This window comes from Paraclostridium bifermentans, from assembly GCF_019916025.1.
In the GTDB taxonomy this organism is placed as follows: Bacteria; Bacillota; Clostridia; order Peptostreptococcales; family Peptostreptococcaceae; genus Paraclostridium; species Paraclostridium bifermentans.
The window spans coordinates 2,805,329-2,831,722 of the sequence record NZ_CP079737.1; the positions used below are offsets into that span (position 1 = coordinate 2,805,329).

General features: G+C 29.6%; 28 protein-coding genes. 4 read left to right on the forward strand and 24 right to left on the reverse strand.

The window, feature by feature from the left end; all coding sequences use genetic code 11:
• Nucleotides 1-328: 328 nt before the first annotated feature.
• On the reverse strand, nucleotides 329-1,573 hold the full coding sequence (locus KXZ80_RS13545) for a serine hydroxymethyltransferase (protein WP_021431790.1): 1,245 nt from the start codon (nucleotides 1,571-1,573) through the stop codon (nucleotides 329-331).
• Between the two features lie 259 nt (nucleotides 1,574-1,832).
• On the opposite strand from KXZ80_RS13545, the gene KXZ80_RS13550 reads away from it, so the two are divergent.
• Both KXZ80_RS13550 and KXZ80_RS13555 read left to right on the forward strand, forming a co-directional pair.
• Complete coding sequence (locus KXZ80_RS13550; protein ID WP_038284816.1) at nucleotides 1,833-2,618, forward strand: threonine/serine exporter family protein; 786 nt, start codon at nucleotides 1,833-1,835, stop codon at nucleotides 2,616-2,618.
• Nucleotides 2,618-3,208, forward strand: a complete 591-nt coding sequence (locus KXZ80_RS13555) for a threonine/serine exporter family protein (protein ID WP_021431788.1) — start codon at nucleotides 2,618-2,620, stop codon at nucleotides 3,206-3,208. Before KXZ80_RS13550 ends, KXZ80_RS13555 begins: the two co-directional genes overlap by 1 nt.
• A gap of 35 nt (nucleotides 3,209-3,243) precedes the next feature.
• Here KXZ80_RS13555 and KXZ80_RS13560 read toward each other — a convergent pair whose 3' ends face one another.
• The 23 genes from KXZ80_RS13560 to KXZ80_RS13670 all read right to left on the reverse strand — a co-directional run bounded on the left by KXZ80_RS13560 (nucleotide 3,244) and on the right by KXZ80_RS13670 (nucleotide 25,459).
• A complete protein-coding gene (locus tag KXZ80_RS13560) occupies nucleotides 3,244-3,684 on the reverse strand; it encodes a SoxR reducing system RseC family protein (RefSeq protein ID WP_021431787.1) in 441 nt (146 codons plus the stop codon).
• A gap of 10 nt (nucleotides 3,685-3,694) precedes the next feature.
• Nucleotides 3,695-3,985 (reverse strand): metal-sensitive transcriptional regulator, encoded by a 291-nt coding sequence (locus tag KXZ80_RS13565; protein ID WP_021428502.1) that lies wholly within the window; start codon nucleotides 3,983-3,985, stop codon nucleotides 3,695-3,697.
• 102 nt (nucleotides 3,986-4,087) lie between these two features.
• Entirely contained in the window at nucleotides 4,088-5,878 is a 1,791-nt protein-coding gene (aspS, locus tag KXZ80_RS13570) for an aspartate--tRNA ligase (RefSeq protein WP_021431786.1), read from the reverse strand.
• Nucleotides 5,879-5,916: 38 nt separating this feature from the next.
• Nucleotides 5,917-7,179, reverse strand: a complete 1,263-nt coding sequence (hisS, locus tag KXZ80_RS13575) for a histidine--tRNA ligase (protein ID WP_021431785.1) — start codon at nucleotides 7,177-7,179, stop codon at nucleotides 5,917-5,919.
• Nucleotides 7,169-8,644 carry a coproporphyrinogen dehydrogenase HemZ gene (hemZ, locus tag KXZ80_RS13580; RefSeq protein WP_021431784.1) on the reverse strand — a complete coding sequence of 492 codons (1,476 nt, stop codon included), beginning with the start codon at nucleotides 8,642-8,644 and terminating at the stop codon, nucleotides 7,169-7,171. Before hemZ ends, hisS begins: the two co-directional genes overlap by 11 nt.
• A 37-nt stretch (nucleotides 8,645-8,681) precedes the next feature.
• Nucleotides 8,682-9,299, reverse strand: a complete 618-nt coding sequence (locus KXZ80_RS13585; protein ID WP_021431783.1) for an MBL fold metallo-hydrolase — start codon at nucleotides 9,297-9,299, stop codon at nucleotides 8,682-8,684.
• Between the two features lie 13 nt (nucleotides 9,300-9,312).
• The gene (gene dtd, locus KXZ80_RS13590) at nucleotides 9,313-9,762 is read right to left on the reverse strand and encodes a D-aminoacyl-tRNA deacylase (RefSeq protein WP_021431782.1); all 450 of its coding nucleotides are present in this window, start codon (nucleotides 9,760-9,762) and stop codon (nucleotides 9,313-9,315) included.
• A gap of 9 nt (nucleotides 9,763-9,771) precedes the next feature.
• On the reverse strand, nucleotides 9,772-11,979 hold the full coding sequence (locus tag KXZ80_RS13595) for a RelA/SpoT family protein (protein WP_021431781.1): 2,208 nt from the start codon (nucleotides 11,977-11,979) through the stop codon (nucleotides 9,772-9,774).
• Between the two features lie 74 nt (nucleotides 11,980-12,053).
• Nucleotides 12,054-12,566: an adenine phosphoribosyltransferase gene (locus KXZ80_RS13600; protein ID WP_021428377.1), complete on the reverse strand. Its 513-nt coding sequence runs from the start codon at nucleotides 12,564-12,566 to the stop codon at nucleotides 12,054-12,056.
• Between the two features lie 10 nt (nucleotides 12,567-12,576).
• The gene (gene recJ / locus KXZ80_RS13605) at nucleotides 12,577-15,021 is read right to left on the reverse strand and encodes a single-stranded-DNA-specific exonuclease RecJ (RefSeq protein WP_021431780.1); all 2,445 of its coding nucleotides are present in this window, start codon (nucleotides 15,019-15,021) and stop codon (nucleotides 12,577-12,579) included.
• Nucleotides 15,022-15,033: 12 nt separating this feature from the next.
• Nucleotides 15,034-16,698 (reverse strand): ABC1 kinase family protein, encoded by a 1,665-nt coding sequence (locus KXZ80_RS13610; protein WP_021431779.1) that lies wholly within the window; start codon nucleotides 16,696-16,698, stop codon nucleotides 15,034-15,036.
• 85 nt (nucleotides 16,699-16,783) lie between these two features.
• Complete coding sequence (locus tag KXZ80_RS13615; protein WP_021428394.1) at nucleotides 16,784-17,284, reverse strand: gamma carbonic anhydrase family protein; 501 nt, start codon at nucleotides 17,282-17,284, stop codon at nucleotides 16,784-16,786.
• Between the two features lie 5 nt (nucleotides 17,285-17,289).
• Nucleotides 17,290-18,663 (reverse strand): thioether cross-link-forming SCIFF peptide maturase, encoded by a 1,374-nt coding sequence (gene scfB, locus KXZ80_RS13620; RefSeq protein WP_082435263.1) that lies wholly within the window; start codon nucleotides 18,661-18,663, stop codon nucleotides 17,290-17,292.
• 143 nt (nucleotides 18,664-18,806) lie between these two features.
• Entirely contained in the window at nucleotides 18,807-18,950 is a 144-nt protein-coding gene (gene scfA / locus KXZ80_RS13625; RefSeq protein WP_021122491.1) for a six-cysteine ranthipeptide SCIFF, read from the reverse strand.
• 67 nt (nucleotides 18,951-19,017) lie between these two features.
• Entirely contained in the window at nucleotides 19,018-19,380 is a 363-nt protein-coding gene (locus KXZ80_RS13630; RefSeq protein WP_021428396.1) for a TIGR04086 family membrane protein, read from the reverse strand.
• A gap of 64 nt (nucleotides 19,381-19,444) precedes the next feature.
• A complete protein-coding gene (gene yajC / locus KXZ80_RS13635; protein ID WP_021428480.1) occupies nucleotides 19,445-19,717 on the reverse strand; it encodes a preprotein translocase subunit YajC in 273 nt (90 codons plus the stop codon).
• A gap of 78 nt (nucleotides 19,718-19,795) precedes the next feature.
• Nucleotides 19,796-20,917: a tRNA guanosine(34) transglycosylase Tgt gene (gene tgt / locus KXZ80_RS13640; protein ID WP_021431777.1), complete on the reverse strand. Its 1,122-nt coding sequence runs from the start codon at nucleotides 20,915-20,917 to the stop codon at nucleotides 19,796-19,798.
• A gap of 19 nt (nucleotides 20,918-20,936) precedes the next feature.
• Complete coding sequence (locus tag KXZ80_RS13645) at nucleotides 20,937-21,437, reverse strand: phosphate-starvation-inducible PsiE family protein (protein ID WP_021428403.1); 501 nt, start codon at nucleotides 21,435-21,437, stop codon at nucleotides 20,937-20,939.
• Nucleotides 21,438-21,456: 19 nt separating this feature from the next.
• Nucleotides 21,457-22,482 (reverse strand): tRNA preQ1(34) S-adenosylmethionine ribosyltransferase-isomerase QueA, encoded by a 1,026-nt coding sequence (gene queA / locus KXZ80_RS13650; protein WP_021428515.1) that lies wholly within the window; start codon nucleotides 22,480-22,482, stop codon nucleotides 21,457-21,459.
• A 105-nt stretch (nucleotides 22,483-22,587) separates the two neighbouring features.
• Entirely contained in the window at nucleotides 22,588-23,601 is a 1,014-nt protein-coding gene (ruvB, locus tag KXZ80_RS13655; RefSeq protein WP_021431776.1) for a Holliday junction branch migration DNA helicase RuvB, read from the reverse strand.
• A 17-nt stretch (nucleotides 23,602-23,618) separates the two neighbouring features.
• Complete coding sequence (gene ruvA / locus KXZ80_RS13660; RefSeq protein WP_021428368.1) at nucleotides 23,619-24,221, reverse strand: Holliday junction branch migration protein RuvA; 603 nt, start codon at nucleotides 24,219-24,221, stop codon at nucleotides 23,619-23,621.
• The gene (gene ruvC / locus KXZ80_RS13665) at nucleotides 24,214-24,723 is read right to left on the reverse strand and encodes a crossover junction endodeoxyribonuclease RuvC (protein WP_021428405.1); all 510 of its coding nucleotides are present in this window, start codon (nucleotides 24,721-24,723) and stop codon (nucleotides 24,214-24,216) included. Before ruvC ends, ruvA begins: the two co-directional genes overlap by 8 nt.
• 136 nt (nucleotides 24,724-24,859) lie before the next feature.
• Nucleotides 24,860-25,459 carry a hypothetical protein gene (locus tag KXZ80_RS13670; protein ID WP_021431775.1) on the reverse strand — a complete coding sequence of 200 codons (600 nt, stop codon included), beginning with the start codon at nucleotides 25,457-25,459 and terminating at the stop codon, nucleotides 24,860-24,862.
• A gap of 170 nt (nucleotides 25,460-25,629) precedes the next feature.
• On the opposite strand from KXZ80_RS13670, the gene KXZ80_RS13675 reads away from it, so the two are divergent.
• Nucleotides 25,630-25,947 carry a hypothetical protein gene (locus tag KXZ80_RS13675; RefSeq protein ID WP_021428491.1) on the forward strand — a complete coding sequence of 106 codons (318 nt, stop codon included), beginning with the start codon at nucleotides 25,630-25,632 and terminating at the stop codon, nucleotides 25,945-25,947.
• Between the two features lie 100 nt (nucleotides 25,948-26,047).
• Nucleotides 26,048-26,371: a DUF1540 domain-containing protein gene (locus KXZ80_RS13680; protein ID WP_021431774.1), complete on the forward strand. Its 324-nt coding sequence runs from the start codon at nucleotides 26,048-26,050 to the stop codon at nucleotides 26,369-26,371.
• The last annotated feature ends 23 nt before the right edge of the window (nucleotides 26,372-26,394 follow it).

Sequence of the window (26,394 nt, forward strand, 5' to 3'; positions counted from 1 at the left end):
TTTCAAAGTTCATTTTCTCTTTTGTGTTTCGTCCGTTTCTTAAGGACAAGTAATACTATATCATCTTAATTTAATACCGTCAACACTTTTTTAAAATTTAATTTTATTTTTTTAATTTCATGTAAAAAAAACTTCGAATTTCAGTGCTTTACCTACCCTAGCTCCTCGCAAGTTAATATAAAAAATATAGTATGTGAAAGTTAACGAAGTATAAATATAAAATCTGCAGCGACATTTCAAAGCATCTTCTCAGCTTTGTGTCGCAAAGCTTTTATATTTACACTTCGTGATCTATTACTTTACATACTATATTTTTTTAATCCTACTTCTATTCAAATATTTTATATTCATTATATAAAGGATATTTATTTGTTAAAGCTACTACTTTTTCTCTAGCTTCTTCTTCTTTATTATAAGTTAAACATAAGTCTATAGCCTCTGCTATATCTTTCATATCTTCTTCTTTCATCCCTCTTGTTGTTACAGCTGGAGTTCCCAATCTTATACCACTAGTAACAAAAGCTCCATTTGGATCAAAAGGTATTGTATTTTTATTAGCTGTTATATATGCTTCATCTAATCTTTTTTCAGCTTCTTTTCCAGTTATATTTTTATTAGTTAAGTCTAGTAAAATTAGATGATTATCAGTTCCACCTGTTACTAACTCAAATCCTCTATTCATTAATTCTTCCGCTAGTTTCTTAGCATTTTTTACAACTTGAGATTGATATTCTTTAAACTCAGGATCTAAAGCTTCTTTAAACGCTACAGCTTTAGAAGCTATTACATGTTCTAATGGACCACCTTGAGTTCCTGGGAAAATAGCTTTATCTATAGATTTTGCATATTTTTCTTTACAAAGAATAACTCCTCCTCTAGGTCCTCTTAAAGTTTTATGTGTAGTAGTAGTTACAAAATCTGCAACCTCACATGGATTTTGATGAAGTCCGGCTGCTACAAGCCCAGCTATATGAGCCATATCTACCATAAGCATAGCCCCTACTTCATCTGCTATTTCTTTAAACTTTTTAAAATCTATTTCTCTAGGATATGCACTAGCTCCTGCTACTATTAACGTAGGCTTTATTTCGTGTGCCTTCGTTCTTATATCATCATAATCTATCCTTCCATCTTTAAGATTTACACCGTACTCTGTAAATTCAAAGTATTGTCCTGATATATTCGCAGGAGACCCATGAGTTAAATGACCCCCTTGAGATAAATTCATTCCCATAACTTTATCTCCAGGTTTTAAAATTGAGAAATAAACACCCATGTTTGCATTAGCACCAGAATGAGGTTGAACATTAGCATGTTCTGCTCCAAATATTTTTTTCAATCTTTCAATAGCTAATTTTTCCACTTCATCTATATGCTCGCACCCTCCATAATATCTTTTTTCTGGATAACCTTCTGCATATTTATTAGTTAAATGACTTCCCATAGTTTCCATAACCGCCATAGATACTATATTTTCTGATGCTATCAATTCTATGTTTCTTTGTTGTCTTCCTAATTCTCGTTGCATACTTTCATAAATTTCTTTATCAACCTTCTTTAAATTCTCAAACATTTAATCCACCCTTTCTTTATATATAAATATGTATTATTAAAAGCTACTTTAATTGTAAAAATCCTAATAATTATATATTCGCTTGTACACTTTTATATACCCAATTTTCATAACTTTTTAATTATTAATATTATTTAATTTTAATGCAATTTTCAAATTAAATTAAATCTGCTTTTATAGTGAATAAATGTGTGTAATATAGTGCAATAATTTGATATAATCTTTATGTTATATTTATTTAGGAGGTGTAATTTTGGATATAGAGAATAACATTGACCAACATGGAAAAAAAAATATCTTCAGACTAGCACTTTTCACAGGAGAGCTGATGCTTAGAAATGGTGCTGAAACTTATCGAGTAGAGGACACCATACTTAGAATTTGCAACTCTAGAGGTTTTAAGCATGTAAACGTATTTACATCCCCTACTGTAATAATTATTTCCGATGAAAGATTCGATGGTATAACGTTTATGAAAACTATAAAAAATAGAGGTATAAACATAAACAAAATCGATCTTTTAAATGCATTTTCAAGGGAATTTGTCTCTAACAAAGATTTGTCAATCGAAGATGCAATAGTTCAGCTTAAAGAAATCGAAAAAGTTAAGTCTTATAATCAATGGGTAGTATATATAGGAACTGGGCTTGGATCTGCATGTTTCTCAGTTTTGTTAGGTTGTACCGTAGTAGATTTTTTATTTACATACATAACATCAATTTTCGCTGTTATAATATTTGATAAAATATTCAGTATTAGTTCTATACCTTCTTTTTCTACACTTGCAGCTTCAATTTTTATAGCAGTTGTAGGTGTTAGTTTATCGAGCTTAGGACTTTTGAGTCAACCGAATACGCTAATTGTAGGATCTATAATGCCACTTCTGCCTGGAGTTTCATTAATTAAAGGGTTAAGAGACCTTATTTCCGGCGATTTAATTTCAGGGGTAGCTAGAGCTTTTGATGCTGCTTTAACCGCAACTGCTATAGCTGTTGGAGTAGGATTCGTTCTTGAAGTATGGCTTAGATTAGGAGGTATATTATAATGAGTAGCATGCCTTTATATTTGCACTTTATATTTAGTTTTTTGTCTACAATAGGATTTGCTATATTTTTAAGTGCTCCTAAAAGATCCCTTTATGTATCTGGATTAATAGGAGCTATAGGGTGGGTTTTATATGTATACCTATTTAAAGCTACAAACAACCCAATTTTATCAAACTTTGTTCCAGCAACTATAATAGGTATTGCTAGTGAAGTTTGTGCTAGAAAATTAAAACAACCAGCTATAGTCTTTGTAATACCTGGCATAATTCCTTTAGTCCCTGGACTTGGAATGTATAACACAATGCTTTATTTAGTCCAAGAAAACTATGAACTAGCTGCATCTACAGGTGCAACTGCACTTTTAGTTGGAGGTGCTATATCTCTTGGTGTATTACTGGTTACTTCATTTGTTAAAACTATAAATACAGTAAAATTAAATAAAGCTACATTTGGATTTAACCACGTTATAACAAAAAAAGATTCTAACTATGAAAATAATATAATGACAGAAGATAGTGATTTAGATATAGATTTAGCAATAGATAAAGATAAAAATGTACAAGAAGATGAGAGAAAAGATTTAGAATAGATAATAAAAGAGGAAGTTGTATAACTTCCTCTTTTTTATATATTTATTTTATCTATAACCTTAGTTATTACTGGTATATACTGTCTACTTTCTCTAAGCTTTGAATCTTTCTTTTTTATAAATAAATAAGCTAATCCAGTTAAAAGTAGACCTATTACAGCACTTAATATTTCTTTATTAACAGAAATATTAATAAGATTTAATATACTATATGAAATTACGGTGCCCCCTAAAAGTGCTACTAAAGGAATCATATATACTATAGATGCAGCTTTTATTACATTTATAGAGTCCATATTTAATTCTACATAGTCACCTACTTTAGCTCCTATAGTATTGTCAACTTCAACAACTATATCTTTTTTATCAGTAGATGATGCACACTTACCACAAGATGCACAAGCTGAATGCTGTTGCATTTTTATTTTAGCGGTTATACTATCTACTATTTCTACTACATACCCATGTTGATTCATAGCGCTCCCCCTATTTTGTAAATTTGTTTATAGTTTCCATCAATTCAGAAATTAATTCCTCTGATTCTTGTGTCTCACCCTCTTTTATAGAGTTTGATACACATCCTTTTATATGATTTTCAAGTATTATATTCCCAACTCTATTTATAGCTGATCTTATTGCTGATATTTGAACTAAAATATCAACGCAATATCTTTCATCCTCTACCATTTTTTGAATACCCTTTACTTGACCTTCAATTCTATTTAATCTCTTTATAATGGCTTCTTTATCATTATTTTTAGCTAATTTTTTCTCCATATTATTACCTCTTTTTCATTCATATAATATATTATATATTATTTTCTCCAAAAAAAAATAAATACTGCTGAATTTTCTTCAACAGTATTTATTTTAAACGTGCTATTCTTTATCTTTTATATCAACTTTTATATTTAATTCATCTAATTGAGCTTCTTCTGCAATTGCAGGAGCATTAGTCATAGGACAAACAGCACTTTGATTTTTAGGGAATGCTATTACATCTTTTATATTAGTAGTTCCAGCTAATATCATTATAAGTCTATCAAGACCAAATGCCATACCAGCATGAGGTGGAGTACCATATTTAAATGCATCTAATAGGAATCCGAATTTTTCTTGAGCTTCTTCTTCAGTGAAACCTAATGCTTTGAACATTTTTTGTTGCACATCAGCATTAAATATTCTAACACTTCCTCCTCCTACTTCATAACCATTTATAACCATATCATAAGCTTTAGCTCTTAAAGAAGATTTATCATCACTCTCTAATCTTTCTAAATCTTCATCTAATGGAGAAGTGAACGGGTGATGTTTAGCTATCATTCTTCCAGTTTCTTCATCTTCTTCAAATACCGGGAATTCAGTAACCCATAACATTTCATAAGTATTACTGTCTAATAAGTCTAATCTTCTAGCTACTTCTAATCTTACTTGACCTAAAGCATCAAATACTACACTGTCCTTATCTGCAACAAATAATAATAAGTCTCCAGATTGAGCATCCATTTTATTTAATATAGCATTTATTTCTTCTTCTGTGAAGAACTTAGCTATAGGAGATGTTACTTCATTATTTTCTCCAACTTTCATCCAAGCAAGGCCTTTTGCTTTATAAGTTTTAGCATGATCTTCTAATTTCCCAATTTGTTTCTTAGAGAAATCTTCTGCTTTACCTTTTACATTTATACCTCTAACACTCATCCCATCTTTAGTAGCATTAGCAAAAACACCAAATCCGCAATTTGCAACTACATCAGATATATTAGTTAATTCATACCCAAATCTAGTATCAGGCTTATCTGATCCATATCTTTCCATAGCTTCAGCATAAGTCATCGCCTTAAGAGGTAAGTTAACCTCTACATTCAATACTTCTTTGAATATTCTTTGTACCATTTTTTCCATTATAGCCATAACATCTTCTTGTTCAACAAAAGACATTTCGCAGTCTATTTGAGTAAACTCTGGTTGTCTATCAGCTCTTAAGTCCTCATCTCTGAAACACTTAACTATTTGGAAGTATCTATCCATTCCACTTACCATTAATAATTGTTTAAATAATTGAGGTGATTGTGGTAGTGCATAGAATTTCCCTTCATTTACTCTACTTGGTACTAAATAATCTCTAGCTCCTTCTGGAGTTGGTTTTATTAAAAATGGTGTTTCTATTTCAAAGAAATTATTTTCTGTTAAGTAATTTCTAACTATACTAGCAACTCTACTTCTTAATATTAAGTTCTTTTGCATAGATGGTTTTCTTAAATCTAAATATCTATATTTAAGTCTTAATTCTTCAGATACATTATCGTCATCTTTTATATATATAGGTGGTGTCTCTGATTTATTTAGTAATTTTAATTCTGTAGCAAATACTTCTATATCACCTGTTGGTAAATTAGGATTTTTAGAAGATCTTTCTGCAACCTTACCCTTTATTGCTATTACATACTCAGATCCTAATTTTTCAGCTTTTGCAAAAGCTTCTGCATTTACATCTGTATCAAATATTATTTGGCAAATTCCACTTCTATCTCTTAAGTCTACAAATACTAATCCACCTAAGTTTCTTTTCTTTTGTACCCATCCCATAAGTACAACTTCTTCATCTATATTAGATTCTCTTAAGTCTCCACAATAGTGAGTTCTCTTTAATCCGTTTAGAGTCTCCATGTCTTTCCTCCAATATGTTATTAATTATTAAGAATTATCTATAATCTATTTTTTAATTCTTTAACTATTTCACTTAATTTTATAGTAGTTTGTTGTGATGTTGACATATCTTTTAATTTAACTTCATCATTTGATAATTCATCATCACCTATTACTATAGTATATTTTGCATTTAATTTATCTGAATATTTAAATTGAGCTTTTAAACTTCTATCTAAATGATCTTTGTCTGCACTTATATGATTTTCTCTTAAATCTTTTAATATTTTAAAACTCTTAGTTTGAGCATTTTCACCTATTGTAGCTATGAATATATCTGTAGCTTTAGGGTTAGGTATTTCTATATTATTATTTTCAAGAGTTAATAATAATCTTTCAACACCAAGAGCAAATCCAATTCCACTAACGCCTTTAGGCCCTCCTAGTTGTTCTACTAGTCCATCATATCTACCACCACCACAAACTGTACTTTGTGCTCCTATATCATTTGATATTATTTCAAAAGCAGTCTTTTTGTAGTAGTCAAGTCCTCTAACTATAGTTTTATCAACCTTGAAATTTATACCCATTTCAGTTAAATACTCTTGAACCTTTGCAAAATGATCTTTGCAGTCATCACATAAGTGATCTATCATATATGGAATGTCTGCTAAATTTTCTTTGCAAACTGGGTTTTTGCAGTCTATAACTCTCATTGGATTTTTTTCTTTTCTTTCGTTACAAGTCTCACATAAAACATCACTTTTTGCATCTAGATACTCTTTTAAAATATTATTATATTTTTCTCTACAAGTAGGGCAACCTACTGAATTTATACAAGTTTCTAAATTATTTAATCCCACTTCATTGAAAAATTGAACAGCTAAAGCTATAACTTCAGCATCTATAGATGGTTTATCACTACCTAATGTTTCTATTCCAAATTGATGGAATTGTCTTTGTCTTCCAGCTTGAGGTCTTTCGTATCTAAAGCATGGAGTTTGGTAGAATAATTTAGTTGGTTGAGTATCTGCATACATTTTATTTTCAATGAATGCTCTTACTGCACCAGCTGTACCTTCTGGTTTTAGTGTTATGCTTCTTTTTCCTTTATCTTCAAAAGTATACATTTCCTTTTGAACGACATCTGTTGTTTCTCCGACACCTCTTTGGAACAACTCTGTATGTTCAAATATAGGAGTTCTTATTTCCTCATATCCAAATAATGCGCATACTTCTCTAAATTTATTTTCAACATAATTCCATTTATATGCATCTTTTGGAGTTATATCTTTAGTTCCTCTTGGAGCTTTAGTTAACATTTTTATATACCTCCTTTTCCTTTCTTTCTATCATTTCATCAACTCTATCTATGTAAATTTCTACATTTTTAACATTGTCAGTTCTTTCAATTCTATCTTCATCTACATATACATATTTGCTGATAGCACCTGCCCCTACAGCAAGATTACTTTGCTTTTCTTCCATAATTTGAATATTATATATACATTCAAATCCTTCTTTAGCATATCCTATGTTTTCAAGGTTTCCAAGCATATGTTTTTGTCTGTACATATAGTAAGGATTAAGGCCCATAGATTTTGCATACTCCATAGATAAATTTATCATACTTACCATCTCTTCATATCTTGTAAGTTCATACTTATCTAGATTTTCTTTTAGTGTAGATGCTCTTTTTATTGCTAATGTATGTACAGTTAAACTCTCTGGAGAAAGTTCTTTTATTCTCTCTAAAGTATTCCTAACCATTTCCACATTTTCATCTACTAAACCTAGTATAATATCCATGTTTATATTATTAAATCCAAGATCTCTAGCCATATTAAAACATCTTACTATATCATCTACGTTATGATCTCTACCTATTTTGACTAAAGTTTCATTATTCATAGTTTGAGGATTTATACTTATCCTAGTAACATTATGCTTTTTCATAACTTCTAACTTTTCTCTAGTTATAGTATCTGGTCTTCCAGCTTCAACTGTAAACTCTTTTATTTTTGTTAAGTCAAGTTCCATAAATAGAGCTTTAATTAAATTATCTAGTTGTTCAGCCTCTAATGTTGTTGGTGTACCTCCACCTATATATAAAGTTTCGATTTCTTTATTAGTCTCTTTTAATAGTTTCGCTAATCCTTTTATTTCCTTTACAATAGCTTTTACGTAATTCTCTCTTAAATGTCCAAATTGTTTCATAGGATTAGAAGGGAATGAGCAATACACACATCTTGTAGGGCAAAAAGGAATACTTACATATAAAGATATTTTGTTTTTATCAATAGGATATATAAATACACGCTCTCTTTTTGCTATATCTAAAGCTAAATCTATTTTTTCATCTTTTATTAAATAATTATCTTTAAGATTTTGTCTTATTTCAACTTCACTCAGTCCTTCATCTAACAAACTATGGACTATTTTAACAGGTCTTATCCCTGTCAAAATCCCCCATGGAACGTAAGTGTCGTACAATTCACTTAAAACCTTAAATATACTTCTTTTTATAATAGTTTTAGATTTCTTTTTTATCTCTTCTTCATTTAAAGAATTTATATTAAAAACTTCTTCTTTGCAAAGCTTTAAATCATTATTTTCATAGTATTTAGTTGTACTCTTTATATAATTTTCACCTTTAATAAACTCATTTATCAAAGCTTTTTCAAATTTTTCATCTTCTTTTATAAATTTAAATTGAGTAGTAAATAACTTGAATAATTCTGCAATTTCATATTTGTAGTCATGTCCTTTTAACTCAATACCTAACATTTAAACTACTCCTTTATTGTTATTCTAAGCAAATACCTTATACTAAATATGGATTAGTTGCTTTTTCTATTCCCATTGTAGTATTCGGACCATGCCCTGGATATACTATTATATCGTCTTCATATTTTTTTAATCTATTTAATGATTTTTTCATTTGGTTGTCATCTCCACTGTATAAGTCAGTTCTTCCCATACTTCCAGCAAATAATGTATCTCCTGTAAACATGTGATTGCCAACTTTTATACACATACAACCTTTTGTGTGTCCTGGAGTGTGTATAAATTTAAGTTTTAATTCTCCTAATTTTATACTATCTCCCTCATTTACATATTTGTCTGCATCAAATTCAGTTGCCCCACAATGCATTCTATAACTTAAGTTTTTCTTTTTATCTAAAAGCAGCTCTTTTTCTTCACTATCAGCTATTATACATGCATTTGTAGTTTCTTTTAACTTAGGTACACAACCAATATGGTCTCCATGCCCATGAGTAAGTATTATATATTTAACATCTATAAAATTATCTTTTATAAATCTCATTAAGTCATCTACTTCTCCACCTGGATCTATAACTGCACCCTCTCTAGTGTTTTTATCTGCTATTAAGTATGTGTTTTCTCCAAATAAATGATCTGTAAATTTCTCTATTATCATAACTAAATCCCCCTTAAAAATTTTTTTCAGAATCTATAAGTATTGTAACTGGTCCATCATTTATTAGCTCAACCATCATATGTGCTCCAAATTTTCCAGTACCAACATTTATATTTTGCTTTTTAGCTTTTTCTATGAATTCTTCATATAAATTATTAGCTAAATCTGGCTTAGCCGCTCTTGTAAAGTTAGGCCTTCTACCTTTTTTGCAGTCTCCGTATAATGTAAATTGTGAGACAACAATCAATTCTCCATTTATATCTTTAAGAGATAAATTCATTTTTTCATCTTCATCTTCAAATATCCTTAAGTTAACTATTTTTTCAATTAAATAATCAACATCCTTACTAGTGTCTTCATGTGTCACTCCTAAAAGTACTAATAATCCTTTTTCAATATTTGAAATTTTTTGTTCATCCACAGTGACACTAGATGATGCTACCCTCTGAACTACAGCTCTCATAATGCCTCCTTAATTTATAACTCTATAAATATCTTCTACTCCCGGTATTGCTCTTACTTTTTTCATTAAAAGAGTTAATGTTTCTATACTATCAACTTCTACAAGTAAGTTTACACTTACAATATTTAGCTTTCCTTTTCTTGCATTAATTCCATTTAATGATACTTTTTCTATAGCCACAATATGTGTTATGTCATTTATAATTCCACGTCTGTCTTCTGCTTGTATTTGAATTTCAGCTTCAAATTTAGCATTATTAGAGTTTTCCCAAGAAACTTCTACTAATCTGTTTTTAAAGTAGTCATTATCTAAGTTAGAGTTAGGACAATCTTTTCTATGTACAGCAACTCCTCTTCCCTTTGTTATATATCCTATAATTTCATCTCCAGGTATTGGATTGCAACACTTAGCAAATCTAACAAGTATATTGTCTACGCCCTTTACTATAATGCCTTGAGGTGATGATTTTTTTCTTTTTTTAGTATACTCTTGTTCACCTATACTATGTTTATTTATATCATCTACGACCTTTATCTCAGAAGATTTCTTTACGTAATCTTTTTCATAAAGTTCTTTTACTTTAGGAACTATCTGAGATGGCATTATGCCTCCATATCCTATAGTTGCTACTAAATCACCTACAGTGGGTTGGTTAAACTTTCTTGCCATTTGAAGCATATACTTTTCAATTATTGGATCTTTTGTTGGTATGCTATATTTTTTGAATTCTTTCTCTAAAATCAAGCTACCTCTTTCTATATTTTCTTCTCGTCTTTCTTTTTTAAACCATTGTCTTATTTTAGACTTAGCATTAGGAGTTTGTACTATATTTATCCAATCTCTACTTGGACCACTTGAATTTGCTGAAGTTAAAATTTCAACAATATTACCATTTTGTAGTTTATAGTCCAATGTAACTATTCTTCCATTTATCTTAGCTCCTACGCATTTGTTTCCTACATTGGTATGAACCCTGTATGCAAAATCAATCGGTGTTGATCCAGCCGGCAATTCTATTACATCCCCTTTTGGAGTAAATACATACACCTGACTATTAAATACATCATCTTTTAATGCATCCATAAATTCTTGTGGGTCTTTTAAATCTTTTTCCCACTCCATCATCTGTCTTAACCATTGTAGTTTTTCTTCTAGTTTACTTTCTTTAACAGTGGTTTTTCCTTCTTTATACTTCCAATGTGCAGCAATTCCGTACTCTGCTATGTTATGCATTTCATTAGTTCTTATTTGAATTTCTAACGGCTCTCCATCTGGTCCTACAACTATAGTGTGTAAAGATTGGTACATATTAGGCTTTGGCATAGCTATATAGTCTTTAAATCTTCCTGGTATTGGCTTCCATAGGGTATGTACCATACCTAAAACTGCATAACAATCTTTTACTGAATTTACGATTATTCTAACTGCCATTAAATCATATATTTCTTCAAAATCTTTATGCTTGTTTTTCATTTTTCTATATATACTGTAGAAATGCTTAGGTCTTCCATATATATCACAATTTATATTAACTTCATCAAATTTTTCTTTAAGAATATGTACTATTCTTTCTATATAAGCTTCTCTTTGGCTTCTTTTCTTAGCTACTTTTTCCACCAAATCATAATATCCATCACTATCTATATATCTAAGTGCGATATCTTCTAGTTCCCATTTTACTTTGTATATCCCTAATCTACTTGCAATTCCACCGTATATTTCTAGCGTTTCTGTCGCTTTAGCTTTAGCTTTTTCAGGCGGCATGAACTTTAGAGTCCTCATATTATGTAACCTATCGGCTAATTTTATAAGTATTACTCTTATATCTTTTGACATAGCTAAAAACATTTTTCTTAAATTTTCAGCTTGCGTCTCTTCCTTAGACTTATACTTTATCTGTCCAAGTTTAGTTACTCCATCAACAAGGTCTGCGATTTCTTCCCCAAAATCATTTTTAATATCTTCATATGTAAATTCGGTATCTTCAACTACATCATGTAATAATCCCGCTGCTATAGTTTGCATATCTAATTCCATATCACAAAGTATATTAGCAACAGCTATTGGATGTATAAAATATGGTTCCCCAGATTTTCTTAATTGTCCTTCATGAGCTTTTTTACCATAGTAATAGGCTTTCTCAATTAAGTCTAAATCACCATTAGGGGCATATCTTTTTATTTTTTCTATTAGTTCTTGTAATTGCTTATCTTGCATAGTACCACCTATTTTATAGTATAAATTTTGATATATATGAAAATAGTTGGCTTTTTACCAACTATTGAACACTATTAATATTTTACAAGTGAGTTTACATGATATTGAGAGACTTTATCTCTACCATTTAACTCTTCTAATTCTATTAAAAATTGCATAGAAACAACTTCTCCACCTAATTTTTCTATAAGTTTAGCTGCAGCTTCCATAGTTCCACCTGTAGCTAATAAGTCATCTACTATTGCAACTCTTTGCCCTGGTTTTATTGAATCTTTATGGATTTCTAAAGTGTCTGTTCCGTATTCTAATCCATATTCAAACTTTTCAGTTTCTCCTGGTAACTTACCTGGCTTTCTTACTGGTACAAATCCTATACCCATTCCATAAGCAACTGGTGTTCCCATTAAGAAACCTCTAGCTTCTGGTCCAACTATTATATCGACATTCTTATCTTTTAGATCTGCTATTATTTCATCTACCGCAAACTTAAATGCTTCTCCGTTGCTTAATAAAGTTGTTATGTCTTTGAATCCTATACCTGGTTTTGGGAAATCTTTAATCTCTCTTATTGAATCTTTTAAGTTCATTTAAATCCTCCTAATAGCTTTGCTTGTATTTATCCTTAAGTTGATTAAGTCCTTGTAGTACTTTACTTGAAGCTAAATCAATCTTAGTACTTGGTTTTGGCATAATTTCCATTGTTAAAGTACTATTTTCATCTTCCACATGAAAATTAATTAAATCTAATTCTTTAAACACATTTAACATAGCAAATAATTTTATTGGTGCTATGTTTAACTTAGATTTAATGTCTAGTATATTAATTTTTATTTCTTTATATTTAGACATTATTTTATATAAAGTTATAAATTCTTCTCTCTCTGGAATTATACTTCTAATAATATTATTTATATATATTAAATCATTCTTATCATAATATTTTATAATTTCACATTCATTGTCACTTTCTTCAAATAGACATGAATATTCCTCAATATCATATAAATAATCATAAAGAATAATATTATTATATCTTTTTAAATCTATTTTATCAATATAAGGAAAGAATATAAGTTGAACTTTGTTGTTTATATTCTCTATAATATTGTAATTTATGTCAAATTCATATTCAGTAAGTGATATATCTGATAATGCTTTAAAAAATCCATTTACTGAATTTGCAATTACTAAACTTTTTTCATTTATATAGTCAAATACATTTATATGTTTGCATCCATCTATATTAACTTTTCCATAATTTGAAATTTTATTATTTGAATCTAAACAAGGTTTAATATTTCTAAATAGATTTATACTATCTAAGTTTTTGCCAATATCCTTTGGATATGCCATTCTTATATCTTTTAGTAAAAATTGTATTTTTCTATTTCCCATGTAGTTATTTTCATCTAATTGGAATAATACATCAACTTTATCCCCTATCTCAAATTGCTCAGACATATATGCCATGTTAAATCCTATACATTCATATACGTTATTTTTTTCTAAGTTTAATTTTAAGTGATTTTTATCTTTTCCTAGCCTAAAAATACCTCTTATTTCTAATTCCCTCATTATAAATCTAGGACTTGGATTACTCATTCCAAAAGGCTCTAAACTATGAAGTTCTTCTATTAAATTAAAATCTATAGAACCTTCATTTAATTCAAACTCTACAGATATATTTTCTACCATATCATCTTCTGTAAGCTGATAGTTTGCAATTTCATTAACTTTTCTTCTTAAGGTTTCTATTTTTTTAGAATCCATGGATAGTCCTGCTGCTTGTTCATGTCCACCAAATTTATTTAGTAATTCTGAACAATTAACTAAATTATCAAATATACTGAACCCTTTTATAGATCTAGCAGACCCAGTAGCTTCTCCATCTTCAATAGTTAAAAGTATTGTTGGCTTATAATACTTTTCTGTCAATTTAGATGCAACTATACCTATAACCCCATGTTGCCATCCTTCTTTTGCTATTACTAGTACTTTATCTGAATTATAGCTTTTGTCATTTAAAATTATACCTTCTGCTTCTTGATACATTTTAGCTTCTATCATTTGTCGTTCATTATTCTTTTCTTCTAAGAGACTAGCTATTTCCATAGCTTCTTCTTTTGATTTAGTTGTAAATAATTCAACACCTAAATATGAATACCCTAATCTACCAGAAGCATTAATTCTAGGACCTATAGAAAATCCTATATGCGATGATCCTATTTTATCAGTTTCAATTCCACAAACATTTATAAGTTCTCTTAGACCTATATTTTTCCCATCTTTCATAAGCCTTAAGCCATTTTTCACAATTATTCTATTTTCATCTACTAAAGGCACTATATCACAGATAGTCGCTAAAGTTACTATTTCTAAGTAGTTGTACATAGAAGCTTTAAACTCGTCTTCAGGCGTTAATGCTTGTATAATTTTGAATGCTACTCCACAACCACATAACATGTCAAATGGATAGTTACAATCTTTTTGCTTAGGATTTATAACTGCATACGCATCTGGTATTTTATCTTGTACCTCATGGTGATCTGTTATTATAATATCTATACCCAACTCATTCGCCAATTCAACTTCTTTTACAGATGTTATTCCACAATCTACACTTATTATTAAATCGCACTCTTGTTCCTTCAATACTCTTATTGCATCTTCATTTATACCATATCCTTCTTCTAATCTATTTGGTATATAGTATTTAACTGGGTATCCTATAGAGTCGAAATATATACATAATATAGATGTAGATGATACTCCATCAACGTCGTAATCTCCATATACCCATATATTTTGATTGTTTTCTATAGCATCTTTTATTCTATCTACAGCTTTTTTCATATCTTTCATTAAAAATGGGTCTCTTAAGTAATCTAATGACGGATTTATAAAAATTTCAGCATCTTCTTTATCTTTAACACCTCTATTTTTTAAAATTTGCCCTATTTCCGGGGAAATCTTCATTTTTTTACCTAAATCATATTCTTTTATGCTACCTTTGTACTTAAGTGTCCATTTTTTGTTAAACATGTATATCTCCCCCTATTTTTTTATATATTGTGATCTTATTATCTTCACAACTAAAAGTATTCCTACTAAAAAAGAAACTACAAACCCTGAAAATGCAAGTACTTTAACCCACCAATTGCTATTTACATTTGGCGAAGCTATTATTAAAGAGGATCCAACTAACAATGCAGCTAGCACTAAACTTAATGATAGTTGAGTTGCTAAATCTGTTATTATTTTTTCTAATTTAGAGAATTTAACATCTTCAATGTGAATTTTAATATTGTTTTTTTCTATATTTCTTAAAATAGATTTTACTTGTCTAGGAATTATCCTTATATCTGCAATAGCTTCTTGAGCGCTTTGTTTTGATTCTTTTATTAAATTTTCAGGATTTAACCTGTTTAGGTAGTAATACTTCATAAATGATTTCCCTGCAACAGTTATTGAAAAATTAGGATTTAATTCTCTAGCTGTACCCTCTAAGGTAATAAGAGCTTTTCCTAATAATACTAATTGTGGCGGAAGCGCTGCCTTATATGTTCTACAAAATCTAAATACTTCATTTAATATATCTCCCAAGCTTAATTTATCTATCGGAACATCATAGTAATAATGCATTAAATAAAGTAAATCTTGTCTTAGACCAGTTAAGTTAGTATCATAAGATATTACATCTAACTCCATCAGTAAGTATATTATTCTATCTATATTTCTATCCACAGCTGCAAGTGTTATTGAATTTAATGTATTTAACATTTTCTTATCAATAATTCCAATCATTCCAAAATCTATATACGCTATACAATTTTCATTTATAACAAATATATTTCCTGGATGTGGATCTGCATGGAAAAATCCATATTCAAAAATTTGTTTAAATAAAGATCTAATTCCTATTTCACTTATTTTCTCCGTATCCCACCCTAGTTTTTTCATTTTATTTACGTCACTAAGCTTAACTCCAACTATTTTTTCTAGTACTAATACTTTTTGAGTAGTATAATCCATAAATACTTTAGGTATATAAACTTCATTTATATTAGAAAACATATTTTGGAACTTAACAGCATTTATAGCTTCGAAGTTATAATCTAACTCTCTTAAAATCTGAGTTTCAAAATCTTCAACTATACCTTGTACATCTATATTTAAATCTTTTTTTATATCCGTTAGAGCAGACGCAATAGACTTTAAAATTTCTATATCCGATTTTATCAACTGCTCAACATTAGGCCTTTGGATTTTTACTATTACATTTTCTCCACTAATTAACTTTGCTTCATAAACTTGCCCTAGAGATGCGGCTGCTATAGGTGTCTCATTAAACTCTTCGAAAATTTTATCTATAGGCGTACTAATCTCTTCTTTTAATATGCTCATAGCAATTTCAGTATCAAACACTTCCACATTATCTCTTAGCTTTACCAATTCACTTATAATGCTTTGATCTAGTAAATCTTTTCTCGTGCTTAATATCTGTCCTAATTTTACATACGTAGGCCCTAATTCTTCAAATGCTTTTCTAAGCCTTTCACCTGTAGTCATATTCTTTATCTCTGCTGGTGGATTTGTTATAGGAATTTTATAAGCTACTCCTTCTATATTAAGTTTTTCAACAATAATACTGAATCCATATTTTAAAAGTATATGGACTATTTCTTTATATCTTTTTAAATGTCTATAACTTACCTTCATTTTTCACACCCTAGTCTCAGTTTAAGTAGTTTTATTTTATAAGAGAAGAAAGGACAATATTATTATATTGCCCCTTTTTTCATCTCTACTTATAATTATTTGCAGTTTCTACATATTTTAATGCAGAATTAACAAGATTTTGTTTTTCTTCTTCTGTTAGTTCTCTTACAACTTGTGCTGGAGCTCCTTTTACAAGCACTCCAGATGGTATTTTTTTATTAGGAGGAATCAGACTTCCAGCAGCTACTAAAGTGTATTCTCCGATTTCAACACCACCTAGTATTATAGATCCCATGCCTATTAAAGTATTATCTCCTATTGTACATCCGTGTATAAGAGCTTTGTGACCAACAGTTACGTTATTTCCTATTACAGTATCTTTATTATACTCTATATGTATAACAGTTCCATCCTGTATATTAGTATTTTCACCTATAACTATATTATTCTCGTCACCTCTTATAACTACGTTATACCATACATTAGAATTTTTTCCTATAGTAACATTTCCTATTATATCTGCTGATTCAGCTATAAAAACACTACTATCGATTACAGGATTATTTCCTTTATACCCCTTAATCATTTAAACTATTTCCCTTCTATCATTAATCTTGCTTGTATCATTATAGAACATTCTGTACGTTTCTTTTGCATTTCACAACCTAATTCATAAGGTTTCATTACATCGCCATTAAAGTTCATAGCATTTGCATGACATCCGCCTGAACAGTAGAATTTATTCCAACACTTCTTACAATCTTCCTTACTGTACACATGAGAATTTTTGAATTTATCTGTTAATTCTCTAGGTATTACTATTTCTTCATCATTTATATTAGCTAATTTAAACTCTTCTTTTCCAACAAACTGATGACATGGATACATATCTCCCTCAGGAGTTATAGCTAAATATTCATTACCTGCTCCACATCCAGTTATTCTCTTTATTACACAAGGTCCTTGATTTAAATCTATCATAAAGTGGAAGAACTTGAACTTGTCTCCATTTAATAATCTATCAGAGTATTTAACTGCTAATTTTTCATATTCATTAAATACTGTCTCTAAATCTTCTTCTCTAAGTGCAAATGGATTGCTTTCATCATCCACAACAGGCTCTACAGATGTTAATTCAAATCCCTCATCAGCAAAATGAAGCACATCTTCTGAGAAATCTAAATTGTCTCTAGTGAAAGTTCCTCTTATGTAGTAATATTTGTCTTTAGGTCTACTTTCAACTAATTTTTTAAACTTAGGCATTATTATATCATAACTACCTTTGTCATTTAATGTAGGTCTCATTCTATCATTAACATCTTTTCTTCCATCTAAACTTAAAACTACATTATGCATATGTTCATTTATGTACTCTATTTTTTCATCATCTAATAATATTCCATTTGTAGTTATTGTAAATCTTATATTTTTATTATTTTCTTTTTCTATACTTCTTCCGTATTCAACAAGTTGTTTTACAACTTCAAAATTCATTAGAGGCTCTCCACCAAAGAAGTCTATCTCTAAGTTTCTTCTATTTCCAGAATTAGCTATTAAGTAATCTATTGCTTTTTTACCTACTTCATAACTCATTAATTCTTTAGCTCCACCAAAATCTCCTTGCGCAGCAAAACAGTACTTACATTTTAAGTTACAATCATGAGCCACATGTAAGCATAAGGCTTTGACTACTTTTTTTCTATCTATAAAATTAGGGTGATGATTGTATGTGTCTTCTGTATACAACAAACCTTCTTCTTCTAATGTTTTTACTTCATTATAAGCTTCTTTTATTTGATCTTCTGTATAAGTTTCACTTAATAAACTTATTATCTCATCTAGAGATTTCTCTTTATAGTGGTCTAATAGGTTATATGCAACTTCATCAACAACATGAACAGCTCCACCGTTTACATCTAAAACTATATTATACCCGTGCATTGAAAATTTATGTATCATATCCATTGTGGTCCCTCCTAGTTTGTTTATATCTATATATTATCATATAAATGTAATTATGTACTATTTATCTTTTCTATCAAATCGATTCAATTTCACTCAAAAAAAGCAGCTAAATTAGCTGCTTTTTCTTTTTTAAAATATATTTACTATCTTTCGCACTCTTGATTTGCAACTGTACAAGAAGTTTTACAAGCAGATTGACAAGATGTTTGACATTCTCCACATCCACCTTTTGCCGCACTTTCTTTTAAAGTAGCTTTAGATAAAGTTTTTATATGCTTCTTTTCCATTGAAACTACCTCCTATCCTTATATAAACCTTTATTGATTATATCATAAATTTTACATAAGTGGAAATTTATTTAAAGTTTACCCCTAAAACTCCACCTATTCCACCTGCAAGTGATGTCAATAATACTTTATATATAGATGTAATCTCAAACACAAAAGAATCTTTAGCTAAAAATACAACTACCATTAAACACACTATGTAAAGTAGTCCAACTAATATACCATATAAAAGACCTTTTTCTTTTATTTTTTTAGATGCATAAAATCCTCCAAATGCAGCAGAAGCTGTAGTTATAACAGAAGCAGCCATAGCTATACTATCTCCTGACATATTAGTAAAAGTAAGTAGTCCATTGTAAGTTAGTAAACAAATTAATGTTATTATGTACGCATATCCGAGTCCTTTAAATATGCTATTTGATTTTTCCATAAAAAAACCTCCCCTCTAATATAAAATATATTCAAGGAAAGGCTTTGTAATTACTAATATCGTTTTATTTTTCTTTTGATTCTGTAGAAGCTATAGCCCATTTTTCAAATGGTACTTTTGTTCTACTAGGCCCTATTTCTAATATAACAACATCTTCTTCAACCTTAGCTACATTAGCTACTATACCACCTATTGTGACAACTTTAGCACCTACATCTAAGCTTTCTCTCATTTCTTTAAGTTGCTTGTCTTTTTTCTTTTGTGGTCTTATTAAGAAGAAATAAAAAATTGCAAAAAATACAACCCACATAAGTATTCCTACTACTGCTTGAGGCATTTATCCCACTCCTTTTATAATATATTCTTAAAACTCTTCAATTTAGTTTTATATAATAATTATTATAACTTAAAATAATTATAATTCATAGCCATATTTTTGGAAAAATTCTTTTCTGAAATCTAATAATCTATCTTCCATTATCGCTTGTCTTACTTGCTTCATTAAATCTAGTAAGAAATGTAAGTTATGAGTAGTTATAAGTCTAGCCGCTAAAATTTCATTAGCTTTAACTAAATGTCTTATATATGCTCTTGTATAATTTCTACAACAATAACAATCACAATTTGGATCTAATGGTCCAAAATCTCTTGCATATTTTGCATTTCTAACAACTACTTTACCTTCACTTGTCATAGCTGTACCATTTCTAGCTATACGAGTAGGTAATACACAGTCAAACATATCTATTCCTCTTATAACACCTTCTATTAAGTCATCAGGACTTCCTACTCCCATTAAATATCTAGGTTTATCTTCAGGCATTAAAGGTACTGTATAATCTAACACTTCATACATAAGATCTTTTGGCTCTCCAACACTTAATCCTCCAACAGCATATCCTGGTAAGTCTAAAGCTAGAACTTCTCTTGCTGATTGTTCTCTTAAATCTTTGTACATTCCTCCTTGGATTATTCCAAATAGAGCTTGATTTTCTGTATTTTTATGAGCTTCTTTACATCTTTCTAACCATCTAGTAGTTCTTTCTAAAGAATTTTTTACATAGTCTCTATCAGCTGGGTATGGAGCACACTCATCAAATGCCATCATTATATCTGACCCTAATGCATTTTGTATTTCCATAGCTTTTTCTGGACTTATAAAGTGCTTTGATCCATCTATATGAGATCTAAAGTGAACTCCTTCTTCAGTTATTTTTCTAAGTGGCCCTAAGCTAAATACTTGGAATCCTCCACTATCTGTAAGTATAGGCTTATCCCAGTTCATAAATTTATGAAGCCCTCCAGCTTCTTTAACTAAATCATGACCTGGTCTCATATATAAATGATACGTATTACTTAAAATAATTTGAGACCCTATTTCTTTTAATTCTTCTGGTGTCATAGATTTTACAGTTGCTTGAGTACCAACTGGCATAAATATTGGTGTTTCTATTACTCCGTGAGGAGTGTGTAATCTTCCTAATCTTGCTCCACTTTGCTTACAAGTTTTTATAAGTTCATATCTTACTGCACTCATTATAACTCTCCTTATTTATCTATTGTTTATTTTCATTTTTCAATGCTTTTTCTAAATTTCGCTTATGGCAATCACAATCTTCATCTTCACATTCTTCATAATGAATACTGGTTACATTCATTGTGCTATTGTCATCAGTTAACAAATACTTTCTTATTGCAAATAGACCGGCTATAGCCATAATTCCAAGTAATAACTCTAACATACCCTCACTCTTAGGCAATAATAGTAACTTTCTAGCTATTGCATACAATAGTACTTCAATTAGCGCCCCTGGAATATGTAATGAAAGCATTACTACTAACTCTACACCTATGACTAACAGTAATATTTGTCCTAACAAATCATTAAACTGAGCATATTGTACCGGAGTTCTATATTCAACAATATACGAATGCCATATCATTCTTAATACATCTATTGTTCCTAAAAATACCGCAAGCAGCACAACCATAGCTAACAGTGATTCAAATATATATGCAATTTTAAGTGCTAAACTTTTTTCAGCTAGTTTTTTCATATTATTCCCCCTTGATAATTTATTTAATTATCATTGCATCTCCAAAACTAAAGAATCTATATTTTTCTTTAACTGCTGTATTATATGCATTTAAAACAGCATCTTTTGAAACTAATGCACTTACTAACATTATTAAAGTAGATTCTGGTAAGTGGAAATTCGTTATTAGTCTATCTACTACCTTAAACTTATACCCTGGATATATAAATATATTCGTCCATCCACTAGACTCTACAATTTCTCCATTTTCGTTACTTGCTGATTCTACAGTTCTACAACTAGTAGTCCCAACACATATAACTTTATTTCCATTCTTTTTCGCTCTATTAATTTTCTCAGCAGCTTCTTTATCAACCATATAGTATTCAGAGTGCATTTCATGTGCTAATACATCATCAACTTTTACAGGTCTAAAAGTTCCAAGCCCTACATGTAATGTTACAAAAGCTATATCGATTCCTTTTGCTTTTATACTTTCTAGTAATTCATTGGTGAAATGAAGTCCTGCTGTAGGCGCAGCTGCAGATCCATTATGTTTTGAATATACAGTTTGGTATCTTTCTCTTTCTTCTAATCTTTCTGTTATATATGGAGGTAGCGGCATATTTCCTAATTCATCTAGTACTTCTTCAAATATTCCTTCATAGTAAAATTTAACTAATCTAGAACCTTCTTCTGCAAGCCCTACAACCTCACCTATAAGTTTTCCATTTCCGAAAGAAAATTTTGTTCCTATTTTAGCTCTTTTTCCCGGTTTTACTAAAGCTTGCCATACATCTTTTTCTGTTCTTTTTAATAAAAGAAATTCTATTTTCCCTCCAGTATCAACTTTTTCTCCTATAAGTCTAGCTGGTATAACTCTTGTATTATTAAGAACTAAACAATCTCCTGGATTCAGATAATCTATAACATCTTTAAATATTTTGTGCTCAACATCTCCCGTTTTTCTATCTAAAACCATAAGTCTAGAGTTAGATCTATCCTCTAGCGGTGTTTGAGCTATTAATTCTTCTGGTAGGTCAAAGTAAAAATCACTAGTTTTCAATTTAAACGTCCTTTCTATTTTTTAGTACAAATTACATCATAACAAAAAAAATAATTTTTTTCTATCATTAATCCTATTATTAAATGCTATATAAATTAATTTTTCCTATTTTTCTTTTGGATAAAGAATATTCAAATGTTCATATGCAAGAGGCATAGCAATCCTTCCTCTAGGCCCTCTATTTATAAATCCTAATTGAAGTAAATATGGTTCATACACATCCTCTATAGTATTTCTATCTTCACCAATAGATGCTGCCAATGTATCTAATCCTACTGGCCCACCCTTAAACTTTTCAATTATTGTAACTAGCAATTTTTCATCAACATAGTCAAGTCCTAAGCTATCTACTCCTAACAATTCTAAAGCATCATTTGCAACTTCATCAGTTATATTTCCATCAGCTCTAACTTGTGCATAGTCTCTAACTCTTTTTAGTAATCTATTTGCAATTCTTGGAGTACCTCTAGACCTTCTTGCAATCTCGGTTGCCCCTCCTATTTGAATTTCAGCTCCTAAAATGGCAGAGGATCTTATTACGATTTGAGCAAGTTCTTCAACTGTATAGTAATCTAGTTTACATATAACTCCAAATCTATCTCTTAACGGGTTTGTTAGCATACCTGCTTTTGTAGTTGCTCCAATTAATGTAAATTTAGGTAAATCAAGTCGTATACTTCTCGCAGATGGTCCTTTACCTATAATTATATCTAAACAGTAATCTTCCATTGCAGAGTATAAAACTTCTTCAACTGTTCTACTTATTCTATGAACCTCATCTATAAATAAAACATCATTTTCATTTAAGTTTGTAAGTATAGCTGCTAAGTCTCCAGCTCTTTCTATAGCAGGCCCTGATGTTATTCTAAGATTAACTCCCATCTCACTAGCTATTATAGATGCAAGTGTTGTTTTTCCAAGCCCTGGTGGCCCATATAGTAAAACATGGTCTAACTGTTCATTTCTAGCTTTTGCTGCCTCTATAAATATTTTCAATAACTCTTTTGCTTTATTTTGTCCTAAATAATCATCTAGACTCTTTGGCCTTAAATTATTTTCTATATCTACATCTTCATTTTGCATAGATGATGTTATAATTCTATTTTCATCTTCAAACATATTTCAATTTTCCCCCTCTATCTAAGAGATTTGCTCATTATATAACTTAATGATTTTTTAATTATATCCTCTGTGTTCATTCCATCTTTTTTACACTTATCAACTGCTTCTTTAGATTCTTGAGATGAATATCCTAATGCAATAAGTGCATCAACCGCTTCATCTTGTGATATAGCTATTGGCATTTGGCTAAGAAGTGTAGGTTCAAACTCTATATTATTTTTATCAATTTTATCTTTTAGTTCTAATATAATTCTTTCAGCAGTTTTTTTCCCAACCCCTGGTGCTTTTGACATTTTTGCTACATCTTCACTGACTATATATGCACCTATTTGCTTAGGTGTAGCAAAAGATAAAATTCCTAAAGCTACCTTAGGTCCTATTTTAGAAACTGAATTTAATAATTCAAACATTTTTAGCTCTTCTTTTGTGGAAAATCCACATAGACTCATGTCATCTTCTCTCACTATTAGCTTAGTATGAATTTTACATTCTTTCCCTAATTTTACGTCTGCTAAAGTATTTGCTGATACATTTACTTTATATCCAATATTATTTGCCTCTATTACTAAACTATCTAAGTTTATTTCTTCAATTTTACCTTTTATATAACTATACATATTGCCCCCCTATGTTCTTTAGTGTTTTTTCTAATTTATTTGAATGACAATGACATATTGCAACTGCTAATGCATCTGCTACATCATCTGGTTTTGGTATCGCCTTTAAATTTAAAAATGACTTAACCATTTGTTGAACTTGAGCTTTCTGAGCTCTACCATATCCAACTACTCCTTGTTTAACTTGAAGAGGTGTATATTCATATACAGGTATGTTATTATGTGCACATGCAAGCATTGTAACTCCTCTCGCTTGTGCTACAGTTATAGCTGTTTTTACATTTTTATTAAAGAACAACTCTTCAATTCCAACTTCGTCAATATTATAATTTTTTATAAGCATGTCTATTCCTTTATATACAAGCTCTAATCTTCTTAATATATCCATGTGTGCTGGAGTAGTAACCGCTCCATAATCAATAACTCTGAACTTATTATTTTTATATTCTATAATTCCATAACCAACAATAGCAATTCCTGGATCTATACCTAAAATAATCATATTTTGAAATAACTCCTTTTTACGAAACTTACGTTCTATATTAATATATAATAACATATTTAGCTATAAACTATAAAGAGATGAAAAGTTTCCCTTTCATCTCTTTCAATAGTATTGGTTATGAGTTTATATTTTTTCAACTTCCAAAGTCTTCTAATTTTGAATAAATTTCATCTTGTGATTTTGCAAATATTCCAGATTTAACTTCTTCTTGAACTTTTTTAGGTAAAGACTCCGTTTCAATTTCTGTATTTTCTATAAATTCTCTATCGCCTTTTTCATTGTACTTGTAAACATTTAATAAACCTTTGTTATCAACTATAGCAAATTGATTAGCCTTACTAGTATCATTAAATGTTTCTCGTTCTTGTAAAGTAATTTCATATGTATCTAGTTTTTTTATGCTTCTATTAGGATATTTAGTCGATAAGTACTTAGTTATGTCTTCTTTTGATTTCCCAACCAAATCTTTCGGTATCGTACCGATCATTGTTGGAGCTTCTTTGCTAGGTGTGCCATCTTCAAGTGTCTTTTCTACCCAAATTTCACAGTCTTCACTCAAATTAAAAATTTCTTTTGCTGTTGTTTCTTCTTTCTTTTGCTCTGAATTGGTCTTTTTAGAAATATTTTCATTTGTTGATTTAAATCCTACATAAATCCCTCCAGCGAGAACTACTATGCCTAAAATTATAACAATTGGTATTCGCCAAGGAAATTCTTTTTTCTTTTCGAACATTAAAAACAACCTCCTTATATCGGATATTTTTTCCAATTGTTTATTTTTTATACAGTTTTTACATTTATTATAATATTTTATTTTAAATATTTTTCTATCCTTAGTCCCATTTATTGATAAATTTTCATATTATACTTTATAAATATGATTTTTTGATGGAGGTGAAAATATTGAGTATCGATAATGAATTACTATCAAGAGTTGAATTTATTGAGTTTAAACAACAAGTTTTACTCTTAAAACACCCTTCTCATAAAGTTACTATATTTGCAGAGCTAACTTTATACGAATTTTTATCTATTAGAGATTATGTGAAAAATTTTGAATATTATTTAGAAAATGGATACAATTTTGATTTCAAGAGTTTTGAATCAGGCTTATACGATTTAATCCCTAAACTAAAAACTTACCCAGAAAGTTCAATTTTAATTGCAAAAATACTAATGAATATATCAAACTTCAATAAATTATTTAATTCAAATAATTAGTGATATGACTTTGAAAGTTCATATTGCCTTTTTTTATAAAGTATATCTATAAATCCTTTTGGAAATAATTTTAATAAATACTATTTTAGGAGGATTTATTATGGATAAAATTAAATGTAGCGTTAACAACTGTTCTCACAATAGTAAAGGTTTATGTTATGCGGATAGAGTTAATATTCAAGGAAGTTCAGCTCAAACAAAAGAACATACAGCATGCGCATCATTTTTAGAAAATGCAGTTTATAGTGAGCTTACTAACAATACTAACGATAAAGGAGCTTGCTCTTGCCTTTTCTGTAAAGTAAATACTTGTTCACATAATTCTAACAACCTGTGTACTTTAGAATCTATCGATGTCTGTCCTGACACTGGTAGACCTAACCTTTACTCTGAAACAAGTTGTTCAAGTTTTAAATGTAAATAATAAAAAAGGAGATATAAATATCT